14 protein-coding genes are annotated in these 20248 nt (G+C 41.3%); 5 read left to right on the top strand and 9 right to left on the bottom strand.

Going from position 1 to position 20248, the window contains the following annotated elements; all coding sequences use genetic code 11:
• From CDG77_RS09325 to CDG77_RS09335, 3 genes are all read right to left on the bottom strand, one after another.
• The coding region (locus CDG77_RS09325; RefSeq protein WP_223269756.1) for a response regulator at positions 1-709 on the bottom strand (709 nt) is incomplete at its 3' end.
• 282 nt (positions 710-991) lie between these two features.
• On the bottom strand, positions 992-1465 hold the full coding sequence (locus CDG77_RS09330) for a response regulator (protein WP_094329117.1): 474 nt from the start codon (positions 1463-1465) through the stop codon (positions 992-994).
• Positions 1466-1517: 52 nt separating this feature from the next.
• Positions 1518-3878 (bottom strand): ATP-binding protein, encoded by a 2361-nt coding sequence (locus tag CDG77_RS09335; protein WP_094329118.1) that lies wholly within the window; start codon positions 3876-3878, stop codon positions 1518-1520.
• A 289-nt stretch (positions 3879-4167) separates the two neighbouring features.
• Here CDG77_RS09335 and CDG77_RS09340 point away from each other — a divergent pair, with 289 nt between their 5' ends.
• Both CDG77_RS09340 and CDG77_RS09345 read left to right on the top strand, forming a co-directional pair.
• Complete coding sequence (locus tag CDG77_RS09340) at positions 4168-4410, top strand: AbrB/MazE/SpoVT family DNA-binding domain-containing protein (RefSeq protein ID WP_094329119.1); 243 nt, start codon at positions 4168-4170, stop codon at positions 4408-4410.
• On the top strand, positions 4404-4847 hold the full coding sequence (locus CDG77_RS09345; RefSeq protein ID WP_094329120.1) for a type II toxin-antitoxin system PemK/MazF family toxin: 444 nt from the start codon (positions 4404-4406) through the stop codon (positions 4845-4847). Before CDG77_RS09340 ends, CDG77_RS09345 begins: the two co-directional genes overlap by 7 nt.
• Positions 4848-4958: 111 nt before the next feature.
• Here CDG77_RS09345 and CDG77_RS09350 read toward each other — a convergent pair whose 3' ends face one another.
• On the bottom strand, positions 4959-6668 hold the full coding sequence (locus CDG77_RS09350; RefSeq protein WP_143856988.1) for an alpha/beta hydrolase: 1710 nt from the start codon (positions 6666-6668) through the stop codon (positions 4959-4961).
• Positions 6669-7103: 435 nt separating this feature from the next.
• Entirely contained in the window at positions 7104-8024 is a 921-nt protein-coding gene (locus CDG77_RS09355) for a DMT family transporter (RefSeq protein WP_094329121.1), read from the bottom strand.
• Between the two features lie 287 nt (positions 8025-8311).
• Between CDG77_RS09355 and CDG77_RS09360 the strand changes: the two genes are divergently transcribed.
• Entirely contained in the window at positions 8312-10462 is a 2151-nt protein-coding gene (locus tag CDG77_RS09360; RefSeq protein ID WP_094329159.1) for a cytochrome-c peroxidase, read from the top strand.
• 166 nt (positions 10463-10628) lie between these two features.
• Here CDG77_RS09360 and CDG77_RS09365 read toward each other — a convergent pair whose 3' ends face one another.
• Positions 10629-11807 carry a GNAT family N-acetyltransferase gene (locus tag CDG77_RS09365; protein ID WP_094329122.1) on the bottom strand — a complete coding sequence of 393 codons (1179 nt, stop codon included), beginning with the start codon at positions 11805-11807 and terminating at the stop codon, positions 10629-10631.
• Positions 11808-12301: 494 nt separating this feature from the next.
• Between CDG77_RS09365 and CDG77_RS09370 the strand changes: the two genes are divergently transcribed.
• A complete protein-coding gene (locus tag CDG77_RS09370; RefSeq protein WP_094329123.1) occupies positions 12302-13498 on the top strand; it encodes a phosphodiester glycosidase family protein in 1197 nt (398 codons plus the stop codon).
• Between the two features lie 88 nt (positions 13499-13586).
• The gene (gene ptsP / locus CDG77_RS09375; protein ID WP_094329124.1) at positions 13587-16103 is read left to right on the top strand and encodes a phosphoenolpyruvate--protein phosphotransferase; all 2517 of its coding nucleotides are present in this window, start codon (positions 13587-13589) and stop codon (positions 16101-16103) included.
• Positions 16104-16327: 224 nt separating this feature from the next.
• On the opposite strand, the gene CDG77_RS09380 is transcribed toward ptsP, so the two are convergent.
• The 3 genes from CDG77_RS09380 to CDG77_RS09390 all read right to left on the bottom strand — a co-directional run bounded on the left by CDG77_RS09380 (position 16328) and on the right by CDG77_RS09390 (position 19977).
• A complete protein-coding gene (locus CDG77_RS09380; RefSeq protein WP_094329125.1) occupies positions 16328-16717 on the bottom strand; it encodes a hypothetical protein in 390 nt (129 codons plus the stop codon).
• Between the two features lie 680 nt (positions 16718-17397).
• Complete coding sequence (locus CDG77_RS09385) at positions 17398-17694, bottom strand: hypothetical protein (protein WP_094329126.1); 297 nt, start codon at positions 17692-17694, stop codon at positions 17398-17400.
• A 201-nt stretch (positions 17695-17895) separates the two neighbouring features.
• The gene (locus CDG77_RS09390) at positions 17896-19977 is read right to left on the bottom strand and encodes a TonB-dependent receptor plug domain-containing protein (protein WP_094329160.1); all 2082 of its coding nucleotides are present in this window, start codon (positions 19975-19977) and stop codon (positions 17896-17898) included.
• Positions 19978-20248 lie beyond the last annotated feature (271 nt).

Raw genomic sequence — 20248 nt, forward strand, 5'->3', positions numbered from 1 at the left:
GGGAGAGGAAGGGAAAGAGATAATTTTTATTTTTATTCTCCCCCTTGCTCCCTGCCCCCTGCTCCTCTGCTTTTTCCTCTGCCCCGACGCGATCGCACAATGCTACAGTGCGGAATGACTCAACTGATGAGGCAACTATTTTACCGTCGGTATCTGGGGCGAATTGATAGACTATCACGCGATCGCACTTCAGAAGTTGCTGTACTTCTGCTACAGCTGTATTCAAAATTTGCTCTAGATTAAGAGACTGGCGAATTCTGAGAGCAGTTGTCGCAATTAAGCGCTGTCGTTCCTGAGTTTTATTAAGTTGGGCTTGCAAGCACGATTGCTTAATGGCGTTGCGGACTGCTAATTGCAGTACATCTTGTGTCACATTGTGCTTAACCAAATAATCCAGCGCCCCCCGTTTCATGACTTGCACAGCCACTTCTTCATCACCCCGCCCCGTCAGCATAATTACAGGGACAGAAGTCTTAAATATCTCCTGCTGCATCCGATCGAAGAGTTCTAACCCACTCATATCAGGGAGGCAAAAATCTAGAAGAATGACATCGTAACGGATTTTTTGGCACAAAGCAAGTCCTTCTTCTGCACAATCTGCCTCAAAAATCTGGTAAGACTGGTGCGGATCTTTCAACAGATATCGGCGATAGATTTTCCGATCTGCTGCACAATCATCAATGATGAGTAGCGTCGATGTGTCCAACATATACAAGTATGAGGATTGGGAATGTAAATCCCTTTTATCCAGATTGTGTTTTTATTGCATAATTCTAAAAATAATATAAAATTAGTATAAATATAATCTAAATTCTTTAGTAATCCTAAAGAAATACCAAATAGTCAAAAATAGAAAAATGAGCAAAAGAATCTAGCAGAGACAAACAGACACAGTGACTCAAAGAGAGAAATGTCTCTGTGCCCTCTGAGCCGTCTCCTTTATTATCCTTTTTCTCTACTGCCTCATCAACTAGACAATAAAATAAACAAATTAATCCAACACTGGTGTCATATTGGCTTCAAGCCAGTAGTCCACAAATGCCTGAATCGTCTTTTTGAGTTCCAGAGCATCCATCGGCTTTACCATATATCCATTTGCGCCCTTTTGGTAGCACAATTCAATATCCTTGGGGTTAGATGATGTGGTAAAAACAACGATGGGGATTTCCTTGAAACTCTTGTCTTGCTTGAGCCGATCCAAGATGTCACGGCCATCAATACCTGGCAAATTCAGATCGAGCAAGATCACAGAGGGTCGTAATCCTACTTTAGAGTTGGGTAAACTTTCGCCTTTGCTATAGGCATTGCCCCCCAGTTGATAGAGAAACTCTAAAACCTCATCCCCATTCGTACAACGATGTATGGGGTTCTGGACTGACATTCGCCGCATTAGACGTTGTAGCATCCGAAAATCTTCATTGCTATCCTCAACAACAAGCAGAGGCTCATCAAGTTTTTTTGTCATTCGTGGTCTTAAAAGAACTTAACAAAAATATATATTTGGTTCTTATCTTAAACTATTCCAGCCTGAAATAGAAAATTGAGCCAACACCTACGGTAGATTCAACCCAAATTTGACCGTTATGAAGTTCAACAATCTTCTTAACAATAGCTAATCCTGCACCTGCTCCTCCACCGTATTTTTCCTGGGAATGCAACCGCTTGAATAATCTAAAGATGGTTTCTAGGTGATGTTGTGGAATGCCAATACCGTTATCTCGGATATAAAAGATTGGGGAAGGTGGGGCCCCCTCTGGGGATAAGGGGTAATGGGGATTGAGGATTGGGGATTGGGTATTCTCCTTGTCCCCTTGTCCCCTATTCCCCTTGTTCCCTAGTTCCCAGTCCCTAGTCCCCAGTCCCTCATCTAAGTAGCCAATCTCAACCCATTGCTCTGCTTTATCGTTGTATTTGAACGCATTGCCAACCAGGTTACTAAAAACCTCATTGACGAGAACTCGATCGCACTGAACTGTTGGTAAAGGCCGAGGAATGCGAATATCTACAAGCCCAGATTCTTGGCGACTAGCACGAAAGATTTCAATTACTTGGTTGAGCAATTCGTTGAGATCGGTTGCTTGCTCTCGAAGATGTGCTTGTCCTAACTGCGAGAGTCGCAGCAAAGCATTAATCAGAGTTTCCATGCGTACAGATAAGGAGACTACTGTTTGCAAGCACTCAATTCCATCATCATCTAAGACTTGGGCATAGTCTTCTAGCAGCACCGTTGAGAAGTTATAAATGCCCCGCAAAGGTTCTTTGAGATCGTGGGAAGCAGCGTATGCAAAGGATGCTAGCTCTTGATTACTGCGCTCTAACTCCAGGTTGATTTTAGCTAATTCATCCGCCTTCGAGAGGACAATACCAACGATCGCATTACTCAGAGCGATCGCACTTTCAACTTCGCAAGCTTTCCAAGGTAGAGAAGTTAATCTAACCGTTTCTTGCCATTGTTCAAAGGATTTTCGTGGAGACAGGGTATAGCTACCATCTACCTGGGCTTGAATAGATTCCTGTGGATTTCCTGCCCAGTGTACCGTTTGGATAACTTCAGGGCGAAACCATAGAATGTAATAGCGCCGAACTTTAGAAATTCGCAGCAGCAACAAACCACTGGCAGTATCTTTAAATACCAGCGCTTCTGGATAAAGCTTCGGGAGAGAATCGGTAGAAAACAAGTTGTCACTAACTTGAGTATCTGCCCATTCAATTAACGCCCGTACCTCATCAATATTTGGTGTTGCTCCCACAAGGTTAATTTCATTATCCAGACAAACCGCAGCTCCAGAGGCACTGACAAAATCTGGCAAGCGGATTTCCGGTTTGATTAAGGCATCGATAAAGTTGTCTGCTTGGGAAATAGACTCAAGAAACTCAGACTGTAGCGATTTGAGTTTTACCTTATAGTCCCATTCCGAATTACTAATTTTGTGCGCTAACTCTGAAGACACAATTTGTCCCAAAAATTCGCACATCTTGCGGACTTCATAAGAAATATGCTTTGGTGTTTGATGATGACAGGATATTAATCCCCAAAGCTTCTGCTCTTGAATAAGCGAAATCACCAAAAGAGCCTTCACTCCCATATTTTGATGATATTCAGCACAACACCAATCAAAACTTCTTAGCAGAGAGTAGCTTAAATCAAGAGGCTGATGTGTTGTCGGATTTTCCGTTGGAACTAACTCAACAGCTTCGGCCGTCAAATCAGGAAGAAATCGGAGAAAGCAGCGCATGTACAACTCCCTAGCCTGCGCTGGAATATCTGTAGCGGGGTAGTGGAGTCCTAGATAAGGTGATAAATCTTCCCGTTTAACTTCTCCAACAACAGAACCTGCTCCCGACTCATCAAATTGATAAACCATCACCCGATCGAAACCGATGATTTTTTGGACTTCTTCAGCCACTAGATGCAAAAATTCTACCAGGTTTGATGTCCTTTGCATTTTTGCGATCGCAACACCTACCAAAGCATAGAAGCTTAAAAAACTCACCTCAGATTTGGAGTCAGTCGGTTCTAACTCCAAAATCACAGCCTCTTCTGTCCGATGAGCGATCGCGTCAAAATCTCGTTTCTGATGCGAAGTATTTATTGATACTTTAAAGGCATTCGCGCCGCCAATTTTTTTCACCAAGCACTGCTTTACAGTTTCTACTTGTTGAGCTTCTAATAAATAGCTCAATGGTTTGCCAAGCAAGTCTTTTGGCTCTTTACCTAAATATGCTTGGGTATTGTTGCTCACTTGCAGTATCTCTAGCTGAGTACTGAGCGCAAGTAGTACACCGTGAGGTTGAATAGAGCCAGGTATGTGGATAGGTTTGCGATCGTGGTTAGTGAAAGCAGTCGCTTGGTTAGTAGTATCTTCAGGCTGGCTCATAAATCAACTTATGTAAAGCTGAATTTTACAATAGCGCAATTAAATGTGACATTTCTTTAAAGTATATGCCGATAAGTCAGGAATGCGATCGCATCTCATCTTTTTATAGTAAGTAAGCGCAAATAATTAGAAGATTGCGTAGGGTGTGTTACGGCTTCCGTAACGCACCGAAAATACAAATTATAGTATATTCAAAGTAGATACACAAAATAGCTTAAAGTAGGCGCTCAAGCTGCCAAAGTTTTATGTTTAGGTGTGTAATTCTCTAAGAAAGCATTTTGAGATAGTTATGACTACAGTTGTTGCTAAGTGGGGAAACAGCCTCGCTATTCGACTTCCGAAAGCTTTGGCTGAACAAGTTAATTTAAAAGAGGGGACAGATATAACTTTCAGCGTCTCAGGCAATAGTATTGTCATCACGCCGCAGCAGCGAAAAAAATATACCCTTGATGAATTATTAGAAGGTATGACTCCAGATAATTTCCATTCTGAAATAGATACCGGATCTGCTGTGGGGAATGAAGTTTGGTAGTTAAACCATACATTCCAGATAGAGGTGATATTGTCAAGTTAGACTGCGGAACTACAAAGCAAATTACGGCTGATTCGATCCGACGTGTATTAGCCCTGATAACATCAGGAATGTCATTTGAAGATATTGCTGAAACGCTTAATGCTGAACTAAAACCTCAAGGGCGTGAGCAGATGGGCTATCGTCCTTTTTTAGTTATGTCGCCATTAAAATATAATCGAATGGCTTCCATAGTTCTAATTTGTCCAATTACTAGTCAAAAAAAAGGTCTTAACTTTGAGGTTCCACTTCCTGACGGAATGATAACTAGTGGTGTGGTGCTAGCCGATCAGATTAAATCGCTGGACTGGAAAGCTAGGAAGATTTTGTTTGTAGAAAAAGTTGAAGACGATCTAATTGAAGAAGTGCAAGCAAAAATTGAACCTCTGATTTTATAAAGACACAAATAGATTGAACAGACGTAATTAATTACGTCTGTAAAAATCAAATAAAAATCATCACATGCAGCAATGCAACACCAATATCCAACATCCAAAATCCGAAGCTGACTATGGTGTTGGGAACTTTTTTTTTACAATTTTGCCTCCTTTTATATCCAGCAATTGTGCTAATTCGGTTGTATTCAATGATTTTACGAGACTTAAACCAAGAGACTTACTAGAAATACTTTGAGTGTAGGCGGCATTCAGGTATGGCGTGTATTGCGGCCTTCCTGCAATGTATGTTTGGAAGAAAGGTAAACTTAAAACATTCATGTAACGACGCGCTTGAGAAGCATCACCAACCATATCGGCAGGTAATGCTACTTGTTGATTTGCAGGATTGCCATTACCAATGGTGGAAAAGTGAGTGCCACCTACAAGCATAACGAGATACTTTTGTGAATTCGCAAACCAGGAGAAAGGTAAAATTTGCTCAGATAAAGCTGGTGCAACTGTATCATCACTACTGCTGACAATCATCACTGGAGTTTTGATTTGACTTAAGCCAGCTTTGCCAAAAATAGAACTAGTAATGGGATTAACTGCGATCGCAGCTTTCACTCTCTCATCCCGCAGGTTATAATCCTTGCCAGACTTGCTGATGTTCAATTCTAAAGCGCGACACTGGAGCAGTAAAGACATATTCCAGGTTTTTTGGAGTGCTGCTGGTTGACAGTCTTGTTTTAGCTGCTCAAAGTTGATTTTAGCGCCTGCTAGGGCTAAGGCTGTGTAGCCTCCCAAAGATTGACCAAATACTCCGACTTGTTGCAGATTTAAGCGACCTTTAAACCGTGAATCAGATTGATTACCTTTTTCCAATTGATTCAATATATATGTTATGTCCATTGGTCGGTCTTTGAATTCACCGGGTTCTGCTATTTCATTGGCGTGTCCCTTTAGCAGAGAACGCAATTGTTTAGTATCGCTACCAGGATGATTGGGAACGACAACGGCAAATCCATAAGAAGATAGGTGCGTGGCTAAATATTGAAAGTTGCTGCTATCTAAACCCAAGCCGTGAGAAATCACAATGACGGGTGCGGTTTTCTGGACATTGGGAATGTAAACATCAGTTAATAAAAGCCGATTGCGCGTTGAATCAAAAAACTTTAGAGTGTATTTTTGCGACTTAAACTTTCCCGGAACCTTTAAATCGGGCAATTGCGAGAAATTTGGTTGTGAAATAGTAGCAGCTTCTATTTTAGACTCTTGCGAAACTGCTGCGATCGCCCGATGAGTTTGGTTAACAAGTTTCTCCAATTCCGTCGCAATTTCCAAAGTCCCTGCGACATCAAGGTGAATGCTGCTGTTGGGATATTTACGCAACACATTCAAAAGTGTCAAGCCTCCCGATTCAGCAGCGGCTAAAATTAGCGCCGAACGCAAAGTACCAAGTTCTGCTTGAGAAGATTTGTTTATAATAACTTGCGCCAACCGATGCAGCAAAAATTCTCCTTGCGGTGTGTAGAGAAGTTGCGAAAGGACTACCGGACTAACTTTCACCCGATTAAGTAAAATCCGCCGCAATTCTGGAAGCTGTTCTAGAGGCAGATATTGCTGATAGGCTGCCAAGTCTTCGTTAATTACACCTGTTTTGGCATAGTTTTCTAAAGTATTGACTGAAATGGAAAGCTCCAATGCTGAATAAGATGCATAAATCCGCTCTGCTGCCAAGACAGAATTACTAATTCCAAGCGTTGGCAGCAGTGTTGAAAGAACCAGCAATAGGGAATTTTTTCTGAGGCTGCTGGCCCAATTACCAAACAAACTATTCATCGCTCAACTATTTCGGTGGTCTGGTTTTATCAGGTGTTGGCTTTGGTAGTTATTCGGACACCCTGCTTAGTTTACTTAAAGTTTTTAGCCTCAATTTTATCAAAACAGAATTTAGGAGTCAGTCGTTATAATTCAGGATGAATTGTGGATGACTTGCGAATGTATAAAGCTCGATCTGACTCCTAAATTCTGATTTCTAAATTCTTCTTCAAGAATTTTTATCTTGGCCATAAAGTCAAGAATCAGATACTACAGAGTCACACAGATGAGTAAAATATCCATCTAATTAAGAGGCTGACCCCGTAGTTTGCCTTCACTATCAAATCATAACAAATAAAAAATCCTCTGCCTCAGTAGTTATGTTGTAGCTTTGAATTTTGCCCGAATTAATTAGAGAAAAAACGCCGTAATAATCCTGAAAATCCTTACTATTAATCAGCTTTTACCCAGTGCGATCGCGACTGAACCTGTGACTACTAAACCCGCTCCGAATATTGCTATAAAACTGAATTGTTCTGCTGGTATCCAATTAGGTGCAATAACTGATACAACTGCAACTAAGATTAATGTCACAATGGGAGCTAAAGCTATTACTGCACTTACTCGTGATGCTTCCCAATGTTCTAACGATTCAGCAAAAGCACCGTAAGCGATTAAAGTATTCAAAGCACAAAAAGCCAACATTCCTAAATGGAAACGATCGAGTATAAAAAGTGATGTTACTCTGGCCAGAGGAGTGAATAATAAAGCACAACCCCCGTAAATTATCAGCATGATGCTGGCGGAAGATAAAGATTGTAGTAATTGCTTTTGCGCTAAAGCATAAATTGCCCATGACGTTGCTCCTAGCGCAATCAAAACACTACCTAGTATATATGTGCCATGCGCTGTAATTAAATTTGTTAGTTGTTCTCGAAAAAATAAAACATAACCGCAAATCATTACACTAACACCAATCCATTGATACAGGCGGTAACGTTCTTTAAAAATCACTAACCCTCCGAAACCTAATAAAAGGGTAGATAATTGAATCAGAACTTCAGCGTTAGCAGGTGATGTTAGTGCTAAACCTTGTGTAAATAAGAAGTAATTAATCCCTAAGAATAGTGTAGCGATCGCTAATAACTTCCAAGAAGCAGAACGCAGTTGTTCTAACTTTGGTAATTTACCGCGTATTCCTAAATACACACCAAGGAGTACAAATGATACTAAAAAGCGAAACCAAATGATGGTATACACATCAAGTACTTGCAGAGTTACCGCCAGAGCGATCGGCAAAATTCCCCACAATAATACCGTTAATAGCGATAAAGCTAACCCTAAGCGCCAGCGACCAGAACTTTGATGTAGCGACATTCAAATATCCTACCCAAAGTAGGGCTGATGATAATTTAAAACATATCCAATTTGCATAATCTAAATGTTATCAATTTTTATTGATAATTTATCTTAATAACCTTGTGAAAGCAAATTAAATATAGAATAGCTTCTCAACCCGACTCCATTTATTTTTAGTCCTAAACTATGGCATTTTTTGTTCATAGAAAATTCGTAAATTGCGTAATTCCTTTACATGAATATTAAATTTCAAACTTCCACATAAATGTATGATTTGTTTCAGTGTTCTTTTATTACAAAAACCTATGGGGTTTATACCCATGTTAAGCTTAGTAGTCTTTATTACAGGCTTATTCATTTACTTTCTAATGACCTCAAAAGGTCGATTTTTGCTCAAATCTGTGGTGACAAAAATAAAGCGCCAAGAGTGGAGATTCGGATATAGCAAGCTTAACTACCTGAGATCGAGATTTTCAAAGACTATAACAATTGCTGCTCTTATTATGGCAGCAGTGATAGCTGGAAATACTGTATCAGCCCAGGTTACGCCGCCGCCTCTAGCCTCGCTAAAAAGCGTATCGGTTCCACAGCCTGACAATCTTGGAGACTTCGTAAAAAACAAACCAGCTGCCATACAGTTAGGAAAGGCTCTTTTCTGGGATATGCAAGTAGGTAGCGACGGAAAGACCTCCTGTGCTACTTGTCACTTCCATGCTGGAGCCGACAGTAGATCCAAAAATCAGATTAATCCTGGGCTTTTGCAGATTAACGCTAATGGTACGGCGAATCCCGACACGATTTTTGATGTCGGTGGACTACCAAACTACCAGCTAAAACCAGGAGATTTTCCCTTCCACAAACTGTCAGACCCGAATGATGCGAAGACTGTTGTCTCTGACCGTAGCGATGTCAGTTCTTCTCCGGGGGTCTTCAATACTAAGTTTGTTGATGTCACACCTGGTAATGCCCAAGACCAAGTAATAAACGAACCAGATCCAGTGTTTAACGTGGGAGGCATTAATGTGCGCCGCGTCGAACCGCGTAACACAGCAACCGTGATTAATGCAGCATTCAACTTCCGCAACTTCTGGGACGGAAGGGCACAAAACATCTTTAATGGGGTGAATCCCTTTGGTTTAAGAGATCCTAACGCTGCGATCGCCAAAGCAGCAACCCCAAATCAACTAGAATTTGTCAATATCAGCCTGAATAATTCGTCTTTGGCATCCCAAGCGGTCGGCCCGCCACTCAGTTCTTTTGAGTCGTCTGCTAATGGCAGGACTTTTCAAGAAATTGGTGATAAGTTCGGGTCAATTGACAAAAGATCCCTCAGCGTTGGTAAGGGTAAAAAGCTACCCCGAAAACTTGCTAAAAAGTTATTTCCCCTGAGACCGCTAGGTAAGCAAATAGTGCATCCGCAAGACAGCGTTTTAGGTCAAGATAGTAGATGGCCCAAACTTGGACTTAAAGATAAAACCTATGAGCAGATGATTCAAGATGCCTTCAAGCCAGAGTGGTGGAAGTCTAATCGACTCATTCAAGTTGATGCTCAAGGTCAAAGGACTTTTGTCAAAAAGCCCGATCGCTCCTTGGAGACTAATGAGTATACATTGACTGAGTACAATTTCTCGCTATTCTTTGGGCTAGCAATTCAGTTATACGAGTCTACACTCATTGCTAACGATACGCCCTTCGATCGCTTTTTAGAAGGAAATACTACTGCCCTAACTCCTCAGCAGCAACGAGGTAAACAAATATTTGAGGGCAAAGGTCTGTGTATTGGTTGTCACGTTGGCTCGGAATTAACAGCTGCTTCAGTTAGCAGTGTGAAAAAAGACGGACGAATCAAACGTGCGCCGTTCCCTCCAAACGGCCCTGAAGACAATGGCTTCTTCAACATTGGTGTCAGACCTGTTACCGATGACCCAGGTTTGGGTGGTAATGACGGCTTGTTTGGTAACGGTCAAGGTAATCCGCTTTCAGAGGTACGATTGGCTCAGTTGGGGAAATTTCAAGTTCTCCTCGGCGAAAATCCTCCCATCCTCACTCCACCGTTGAGTTCTAGTGAAACTGTGTTTGCAGACGGAGCTTTCAAAGCACCTGGACTTCGCAATGTCGAACTCACTGCTCCCTACTTCCACAATGGAGGTCAGGCGACGTTAGAGCAAGTGGTTGATTTTTACAATCGCGGTGGTGACTTTGGAGTTCTTCCCCCCCTAAATCTCTCACCAGATGAAAAGCAGCAATTGGTCGCTTTTTTAAAGGGATTGACTGATGACCGAGTTCGGTATGAGAAAGCGCCTTTTGACCATCCGCAACTGTTCGTCCCCAATGGACATCCAGGTGGCCCTACATCTGTTATCAACGATGGTACTGGCCAAGCTACAGATGAGCTACTGGAAATAACTGCTGTTGGTAAAAATGGCGGTAGTGGTACTCCAAATTTCTTGAATTGATATTAGGACTAGTATTTGATTTTTGAAATACACGTAGGGTTTGTTAAGCGTAACGCACCAACAGCTTAGGATGGTGCGTTACGCTATCGCTAACACACCCTACAAGACTGCGGTCTTCACGATAAGTCCTTAAACGGACATGATATTATTCCCCATTCCCCATTATTTAAAAAAAGTCAGCCATCCAAGGTGAAGCACCTGCAAATATTTGCGTGGCTGCTAAGATAGCCGTTTCTGTACCACTCAGTTTTCCGGCTTGTTGCAAATGGTAGGGGGTGAATAAACCTGTATACAATGGTGCCAATTCCCGAATATCTAGCTGCAACTCACCCTTTCCACCTTTGGTAACTTCACCGCGTCCGTTGGCAACCGAAAGAATGAATTTACCATTATTTCCAGTTAGCAAATTATCTTGAATTTCTAAGTGCAATTGGGTCTGGATTCCTGGTGGATAACCCCGCAATTCTAGCGCCTTGACTACATCTACTACCCGCAGCATCCAGCGAAACTGACGGTATATCTTGGTAGTTTGCTCTGGTAGTAGCAATGTTAGGGAATCAATTGCAGAACTCTTCCATCGCACGTGTTGAATTTGGGAGCGATGATTTGCTAGAAAAGACCAGAAAGTTTGGGCAGCAGCAACTGTACTCAGTACCCAATCTTTCACCCAGAGGATTTCCCCATCTTCTGTTCGCTCTTGAGTAAAGATGATGTAACCTTGGGGTCGATCTTTAGTACCAATAAAATAGGCGTAGACTGTTTCCTGTTTATCTGGTTGGATTATTCGCTCCCAGATTGCTGAATGTCGGTCTAAGTAGCCATGCGTTTGTCTCGCCTGTTGCTGATATAGCTCGTGAAAGTCTTCATGATTGATGCTCGCTACTGGTTGCAGAGGTAGAGGTTGCTCCCGCACCTGGATATTCCTGGTTGCAACTTCCCAAATACACCAGCTACCCCCCTGCTCATAACCTACTTTTCGGTACAAAGTTTGAACGGCGGGATAAAGAGCGGAGATTGCTATACCTCTATCATAAAGTTCTTTGAGGGTGTGCTGCATGAGAGCGATCGCTGCTCCTGAACCGCGATATTCTGGAGCAATGCCTACTGCGGCAATTCCTGTCATGGGTACACGTTGACCACCCCACCACTGGCCCATATCCAAAGTTGCTAATCCACCAGCTAATTCTTCCAATCCCCGAATAATGCGGAAGTTTTCTACGCCAATCAGATTGATGTAAACTTCCTCGCCACCAAGGGCGCTGATGAAACATTGCTCAAGGATATACGCCAACGGCTGGATATCCTGTGGATGGGCGAGAGTACTGTATTCAAATTGAGCCGTCATCTCTTATACCATTAGTATTACAAAACCAGAATCATACTACAAAGGATGTTTTTTGAGTGTTTCACCAACTTAATACACAACAAAAAGATTAATGCGGTTTGTATTTGCAGATATGGGATACTTAGTAAAGTTACTTAATCTTCATATTAATTTACATAACAAAGCTGTACAAATGTCACAAGCTTTGAATACCTAAAGTTTTAACTTCACTATTTACAAGGGATTTCCAAGTAAAAAAATATTCCGTCGCAGAGGGACAAGGGGGACAGGGAGACAAGGAAGACAAGGAAGACAAGGGAGACAAGGAAGACAAGGAAGAAAGAAGTCTAGTTGAGTAGACAAATTGAATAATTTATTTTTTGGAGTTCCCCAATATCCAAGCAAAAAGCCTCGATATTGACTTTCTGAGGCTCGATATTGACCTTCTGAGGCTGGCTGACATTTAATTTTCGATTATAATTCCAAATAATTATTTCTAACTCAATAAAATACTAATGAAAGTTGTATTCCATTTATTCCTTTTTTTGCTGCCAATTCTGAGTAGCTTTTGGATTGCCCAAACTTGTAACTCTTTATCTTCTTATCAGCCTCTTCAGTCTATAGATGGGGCTGCTTTATATAAAAAAGAATTAACTAATGGGAATGAAGCTTATTTACAAGTTATCAATTTGGGCAAAATGCACATAGACCAAATTATCGGAGAAGTAGATAATATGGGTCTAAATGAGGGTAAATATTATCAGGGAGAAGGTAAATATTACAGCCCATTTTTCCAAAGAAAGTTGTTTTCTAAAGTTGTAAATGAATATAAAGAACTATACGCAAATAACGTTTTTTCGATGATTAATTGTTCTTTTTTTGAACAATACAAATCTAGTACTCAATTATCCTTTCCAATCAAACTAAATGGTGTTGTCATCAGTGGTGGCACTAGTCCTTATGGCCCCATCAAGGAACCAAAAGATAAATACTATAGTAATATTCGCCTCAAAGCCCTAGTCTGGGATAATAAGCAGGCATACATTACCGATTACAACCAGGTTAGCGGTGCGCCTCTCAACCAAAACGCAGTAAAAAATGCGATCGTTACTTACCGATACAGCGATCATCCCGCAAAAGTATTAGCCCAAAACCAAGCAAATAAGTATCAACTCATCGGGACTCTAGACAAAGATGGTGTTAAGGGTGACGAGTTATTGTTGATTATGACGGTGAAACAAGCAACTCTGGATGAGGCAGCCGATTTATTACGTAAATTAGGCGTTAAAGGCGACATCATTACTGTTGACGGCGGTACGTCTACTTATTTATTTAACTCCCAAAATGGAAATATTATTGTTCCCCAACAGTCTAGTCTGCAAGAAAATCCTACTTTCCGAAACCTCCCTCATTATCTGGGATTCCGTAAGAAAACCAAAAATCAGGTTACGCCAAAAATCTCGATCTCTCAGCCAGTTGCAAAAGTACTTCCAAAGAAGGATCAGCCTTATTTAATATTGTGGCGGGATAATTTTGATGGCGATGTCTCGATTAAGCTGTACGATGGAGACAAACTTATCCAAAACATTTCTTCTCGTACCGCTAGCGATGGTGTTTATGAGTGGACACCACATATTTCTGTAAAAGAAGGCTATTTTATTCGTATTTCTAGCTGGAAAGACCGGAATATTTTCGGGCAGTTGCAATTGTAATCAAGATCGACGCTGTTTTTAGCGGTGCGGAATGGGAAATTGCAATGGATAACTAGCTAAACGCAAACCTTTCAACAAGTTTGGCGGTATGGCAGCGATCGCAATTGTTATTGTTTCTCACAGCAAACAACTAGCTTTAGGTGTGCGGGAACTCGCCGCGCAAATGGTTCAAGGCCAAGTTTCTATCGCTGTTGCAGCAGGAATTGAAGATCCTGAAAATCCATTGGGTACAGATCCGATTCAGGTTTACGAAGCGATCGCTTCTGTTTTCTCTGATGATGGTGTCTTAGTATTAATGGATTTGGGTAGTGCTTTGCTAAGTGCAGAAATGGCTATCGAGTTTTTGCCAGAAGCACAGCAGCAAAAAGTATATTTGTGTGAAGCACCTCTAGTAGAAGGTGCGATCGCTGCTGTTGTTGCGGCGGCGGCTGGTAGAGATATTCACCAAGTCATGGCGGAAGCACGCGGCGCACTCCTCGCTAAAGCAACTCAATTGGGTGTAAGTCCGTTGTCTGTTGTTACTGACAACATCGAAGCAATAAATCCCGAATTTCCAACCAAAGAAATCCGGCTAATTGTCAGCAATCGCTTAGGATTACACGCCCGTCCCGCAGCCCAATTTGTGGGAACCGCAGCCCGGTTTCAATCTCAAATTCTAGTGCAGAATTTAACCAGGAATACTGGGCTAGTTCGGGGTGACAGTATTAACCAAGTCACAACTTTAGGAGTGCGTCAAGGACACGAACTAGTAATTAATGCCACCGGTTCTGATGCAGATGAGGCACTGGCAGCATTACAGGCATTATTCGCAAATAATTTTGGTGAAGATAATCTTGCCTTGAATTCTCCACCAGCATTTCACCATGAAGTTACTCCAGCAACTCACGGCGAACTTTCGGGAATTGCTGCTTCTGCGGGAGTTGCGATCGCACGTGTTGTTCATTATCAACCCACTCACATTACCATTACGGAATATCACGTAGACGATCCTGAATCAGAGTGGCAACGAGTACAAGCAGCAATTCACACCGCCAGACAAGAAATTCAAGCAGTTTTTTCCCAAGCATCTCTGCAAATTGGTGACACTGAAGCCGCTATATTTGATGCCCAATTACTATTTTTAGAAGATCCAGTATTGTTGGAAGCCGCTTATGGGCGTATTTCAGACCATCATATAAATGCTGAGGCAGCTTGGCAAGCCGTAGTAGATGAAGTGGCGACTTCTTACCGAACACTTGAAGATTCTTATCTACAAGAGCGAGTTGACGATGTTGTAGATGTCGGGCAAAGGGTACTACGATTATTAGCTGGAAATCTCCCTGCTAACTTGCATTTTGATGAACCAGCGATTTTAGTAGCGACTGATTTAACCCCTTCAGATACCGCTAGATTAGATCCGACAAAGGTATTGGGTATTTGTACAACTTCTGGTAGCGCTACTTCTCACAGTGCAATTATCGCCCGAACATTAGGTATTCCCGCAGTTTTGGGAGTGGATGCCCAAGTGTTGCATTTGGCAGATGGTACACTGATGGCACTTGATGGGGAAAGTGGCAAAGCTTGGGTAGAACCAGAATCACATATCCTGGATTTATTAGCAGCAAAACAGTCAGCTTGGCAAACTGCTCAACAGGAAGCACGAGCTACAGCACATCAGCCAGCAATTACTCGTGATGGTCGGCAAGTTAAAGTTTTCGCCAATATTGGTAGTATAAATGATGTCCAAGTTGCTGTGGCTAGCGGTGCAGAAGGGGTGGGATTACTCCGCACAGAGTTTCTTTATTTAGATCGGACAAGCGCTCCCACAGAAGAAGAACAACTTGAAGTTTATCAGGCGATCGCCCAAATTTTAGATAATCGTCCCCTAATTATTCGTACCTTAGATGTGGGTGGTGATAAGCCACTTCCTTATCTGAGAGTAGGGTTTCCAGAAGCTAATCCTTTCTTAGGCTGGCGAGGAATTCGTTTCTGTTTAGATCGTGTGGATTTGTTCAAAACTCAGTTACGGGCAATTTTGAGAGCTAGTGTAGGACACCAAATTAAGATCATGTTGCCAATGATTGCCACTTTAGGCGAGGTACGTGCAGCTAAGGTAATTTTGGGTGAAGTGCAGACTGAATTAAATCAAGCTGGTATTTCCTTTGATGCGGCGATGAAAGTAGGGATTATGGTAGAGGTTCCATCAGCAGTTGCGATCGCAGATCAGTTAGCAGCTGAAGTAGACTTCTTTAGTATAGGTACTAACGACCTGAGTCAATACGTCATGGCTAGCGATCGCACTAATCCACGGGTGGCAAACTTAGCTGATGCGTTACATCCAGCCGTGTTACGAATGGTGCAGCAAACTATCCAAGCTGCTCATGCGGCGGGAATTTCGGTAGGATTATGTGGAGAATTGGCAGCAGATACTTTAGCAACACCAATTTTATTAGGTTTAGGGCTGGATGAATTGAGCGTGAATCCTCAAAGTATACCTGGAGTCAAACAGGCGATCGCTCGGTTGAGTATAGTTGAGAGTGAAGCGATCGTGGCATCAGCATTACAACAAGATTCCGCAGTTCATGTCAGAGAACTAATCTCAACTTCAGTTATTCCCCCTGCATAATTCGTAATTCGTAATTATTGGGGAACACTCGTGCGTAATTGTCTTTTTTGGTGCAATACGGTTCAGTTAAAAAAAATTGTAGGTTGGGTTTCCTTCCTCAACCCAACCTACACAGTTTAAGGTTTTTGGCGTAGAAAGAGAACTTAGTTCTTAATTTTGGATAAAGTCGAGCTTAGACTCCAACTAATTAAATTACGAATTACGAATTACGAATTACGAATTAGTTAAAATCTTATTCCCAATTGCCCGTTAAAACCACGAATAGAATTGTAACCAGCACCGACAAAAACGTTATCAGTAGCGCCTACCTGAACGCCACCTGAAACCGCAACACCTTTATCCTCAGAATAAAGTCCAACTCCTACATAGGGTGAAATCACAGGTAAACTGATAAATTTCAAAACATCTACTCCCGTAGCACCATCAGGGCCAACTCCTAGCTCAACCCCGAAATTCAAAGCTCTAGCGCCTACAGCATAAGTTATGTCACCATCTTTTCCACCAACTGAAACCCAAGGTTGCGGTATAAGTTGAGCCGATGCTTGACTTGGGGCAAATAAAGTCAACAAACCGATAGATGTAATTAATGTTTTAGTAAAAATAGCTATTTTCACGTTGTTTTCCTACACTAATTGTTCCATGTTAATTGTTTTATCAAAACAAACCCTAGTGTTAACTAGGGTTTTTCTATGATGACTAATCGTGACGGATTGAACCTCTTATGAGTGCCCGATGAGTTCAAGGATTATTTTTGTAATGTAATATTAATTACAGTAGTACGCAGCCCTAATTGTTAATTGTCAAGCAATACGGTTCAGTTAAGTATTTCTTTCTTTCTTGCTTTCTTCTCTTAGCGTCCTTTGCGTCCTTTGCGGTAATGCCTCCGGCACGCTCCGCGAACGTTAAAAAATTGACTTTGGCAAAGAGTTTTAACCTTAACTAAACTGTATTGAATTATCAAGTATATTTGCTGATTACTTTATCAAAAATACCTAATTACTTTCTTAAAATACTGAAATGCTTTCACAAAATACTGAAATGCTTTCACAAAAGCTGATTTGACTTATTCAAAAGCTTGTTTGACTTACTCATTTTAGTGTTTTCCGCAAGCAAAAGCTAATTTGACTTACTCAAAAGTTAGTTTGACTTACTCATTTTGGTGTTTTCCGCAAGCAAAAGCTGATTTGACTTACTCAAAAGTTAGTTTGACTTACTCATTTTGGTGTTTTCCGCAAGCAAAAGCTGGTTTGACTTACTCATTTTGGTGTTTTCCGCAAGCAAAAGCTGATTTGACTTACTCAAAAGTAGACACATCTCGCAGCAAACTAGGAATTTCTCCTTGAGAGAAAGGAAACTCCAGTAAAGTTTCTCTAAGACCTAAATACCCAGATTCAGCAAAAGACAAAAGCATTCGTGAAAGTGCTAGCCACACCTCCGGTTCGTATTCCCAATCACGATAACGCGAAGCTTTACCAGCAATTGAACGTAACGCCCAGAAATAAGAGTTTCTCACCACCGAACCACCCTTCTTAAACTCTGGTAAATCTTCGTGATGGATAAAAAGTATTTGATTTTCAATTTTGGCTCTCATCGCAATTTGAGATTTTAGATTAAAACTAAATCTTAAACATGATGTGCCGTCTTTATCAAAAAACTCCTCTTTTCTCTGTGTTCTCTGCGCGGCAGTCGCTCATGGGGGAAACCCCCAAGACCGCGCTGCCTTGCCTCTGTGGTTCAATAAATAACTTTTAAACCGCAGAGGCACAGAGAACGCAGAGAGGAAAGCAGACACCTAAAAATTGGCACTTAAACCTACACGAAAAGTAAATCCAGGGCTATAAATGCGATTAACTCGCTCATATTGCTCGCCGAGTAGATTTTCTAAGTAAAATGTCAATCCTAAATTACTAGTTAAAGGTACACGCCCACTCAAATCTAAATTCACGAAAGACGGTGCAAAATCTGTAGGCTTGTCAGTAGAGTTAGCAAAGATGGATCTACGAGCGCCGCTATTGTAGGTAACATACAAGTTAGCCTGCCATCCTGCTTTTTCATAACCTAAGCCAGTTTGAAGTACAGAGTAGGGAATCAAGCCTAATTGTAAACCGCTCTCTGAGCCTGTTTTTATTTGAGCATCTGTATAAGTGTAGTTGAGGAAAGTTGACCAGCCACCCGCAATTCTGAATTGCAATGCAACCTCTAAACCATTGGTATCTACTAATCCAATGTTTTCCCATCTGCCGGCGGTGACTCCCAAGCGATCGCCTATACTACTACCAAAGTAAGTAAACTGTCCAATTAGATTTTGAGAAAAATTAACATCTACTCCCGCACTCCAACTAGAACCAGTTTCTGGTCTTAAATCAGGGTTAGGTTCCCAACCATGAACTGTATCATAAAAATACAACTGATCTAACCCAGGATTGCGTTGCGCTCCTGCCCAACTTCCACGTACTGCTACTATTGGTGTGACAGCATAACGTAATCCAACACTAGGGTTGAGATAATTTCCAAACTGGCTGTCAAAAGTTTGCCTTAACCCTAAATCTATTAGAAAGTTATCGCTAATATTCCAAGTATTGACCGCAAATAAAGCTGTATTGAACAAACTCCTATCTTCAGTTCCGTTTTTGGCAATTCTACTAGGATTTGTACTCAAAACATCACCGGTTAAATCGGTGTTTTTCAAATCTAATCCCCAGCGCAATTTATTATTGGAAGTAATTTTCCACTCATGATCTACTCTGGCTGTAAGTTGTTGCGTATCTAAAGTTCCTGTGCGGTAAAATGCTCCTGTAGGGCCATAGGTGCTGAAATAATCTTGGTTATAACCAATTGAGGTTGTCAGATTAGAGCTTTCCCCATTACCTAGTCGAGTTTTCCAAGATAAGCCAACATTTAAACCATCGTGGTCTAATCTATCTTTTTGGAGAGGGAAACCAAAATAAATTAAACCGCGACGACTGCTAAGTGCGGTAACATCCAAATTCAATGAATTTTTCTTATCTAAATCTAGTCCAATGCTCCCAAAGTAGGTACTTGTAGCTGTATCTGCATTCGATAAAAATCCTTGTTCATCACGATTTGCTGCACCTACAGGAACGCGGTAACGGTTATCTGTAAAAAATCTTTCAAAGCTAAAGTTGTATTTGACATTATTGGATGAACCACCGTAGGTTACTTGTTGATTATTTAAACTTAATGAGCCAAATTCTGCACTAGCATTCAATTTAGGTTTGCCATAACCCTCCTTGGTGATGATATTCACAACTCCCCCAAAAGCTGAGGAACCAAATAACGCAGAAGCTGTACCGCTATATAATTCCACTCGTTCAATCGCTTCTACAGGAATGCTATTTAAGTCAGTTCCACCATGATAAGTATTGACATTATTGTTAATGGGTCTACCATTAATCAAAAATACAGATTGATTAATTGAAGCTCCCCGGTAGTATGTACCTGTGTGAGTATCTGCACCATGACCGACATCATTGATGGCAAAACCAGGCATTCTTTTCAAAATATCGGCTAAACTGCTAGCGCCCTGCTTTTGAATTTCTTCTTTATCAATTACGTAAGTTGGTGTAGATTGAGGTAGGTTGTCTGGTTCTGCGATCGTTTCTATATAAATATCTGCATCATCGGTTGGAGTTTGCTCTGTTTCTGGATTAACTTCGCTCGGTACAGATTGTTGAGTTAATAATTCGGCATTAGTAGCAGGTAGCCCAATTTCACTCAAACTTGGAATATCTGAAATGACTTCGGTTGATTTATCAGTATTTATTTCCTTAATTTCACTCTCAGCAGCCAAGCCAGGAAACGCTATCAGCAAACTCGGTAAAGTCACTGTTAGCAACAAAAAATCCTTTTTCACGTTCTCTTTCACACCAACTAAAACAGTCACCACGTAGTATTGTTGCTGTAATAGTAAAATTGTGTCAAAAGACACGCCGTCATATTTCCCCAGTTCAGATGAGACTGTTAGTCAATTCACTGACTACGGGTTTAACTCCAAAGCAGCCACATTTAAATAAGCTAGGAGCCATGTAAAGAGCTATACAGGGGGGATATTTAACCCCTTGCTCCCTTCGGCTATTTGTTGCCGCGGGCTTAAATTTTTCCTACTTAAGGAATAGATATTTTTC

This window comes from Nostoc sp. 'Peltigera membranacea cyanobiont' 213, assembly GCF_002245975.1.
In the GTDB taxonomy this organism is placed as follows: domain Bacteria; phylum Cyanobacteriota; class Cyanobacteriia; order Cyanobacteriales; family Nostocaceae; genus Nostoc.

Coding starts and splice junctions, on each gene's coding strand:
- CDG77_RS09330 (WP_094329117.1), bottom strand. CDS start 1,465: ATGACAAAAAAACTTGATGAGCCTCTGCTTGTTGTTGAGGATAGCAAT.
- CDG77_RS09335 (WP_094329118.1), bottom strand. CDS start 3,878: ATGAGCCAGCCTGAAGATACTACTAACCAAGCGACTGCTTTCACTAAC.
- CDG77_RS09340 (WP_094329119.1), top strand. CDS start 4,168: ATGACTACAGTTGTTGCTAAGTGGGGAAACAGCCTCGCTATTCGACTT.
- CDG77_RS09350 (WP_143856988.1), bottom strand. CDS start 6,668: ATGAATAGTTTGTTTGGTAATTGGGCCAGCAGCCTCAGAAAAAATTCC.
- CDG77_RS09355 (WP_094329121.1), bottom strand. CDS start 8,024: ATGTCGCTACATCAAAGTTCTGGTCGCTGGCGCTTAGGGTTAGCTTTA.
- CDG77_RS09360 (WP_094329159.1), top strand. CDS start 8,312: ATGGGGTTTATACCCATGTTAAGCTTAGTAGTCTTTATTACAGGCTTA.
- CDG77_RS09365 (WP_094329122.1), bottom strand. CDS start 11,807: ATGACGGCTCAATTTGAATACAGTACTCTCGCCCATCCACAGGATATC.
- CDG77_RS09370 (WP_094329123.1), top strand. CDS start 12,302: ATGAAAGTTGTATTCCATTTATTCCTTTTTTTGCTGCCAATTCTGAGT.
- ptsP (WP_094329124.1), top strand. CDS start 13,587: ATGGCAGCGATCGCAATTGTTATTGTTTCTCACAGCAAACAACTAGCT.
- CDG77_RS09385 (WP_094329126.1), bottom strand. CDS start 17,694: ATGAGAGCCAAAATTGAAAATCAAATACTTTTTATCCATCACGAAGAT.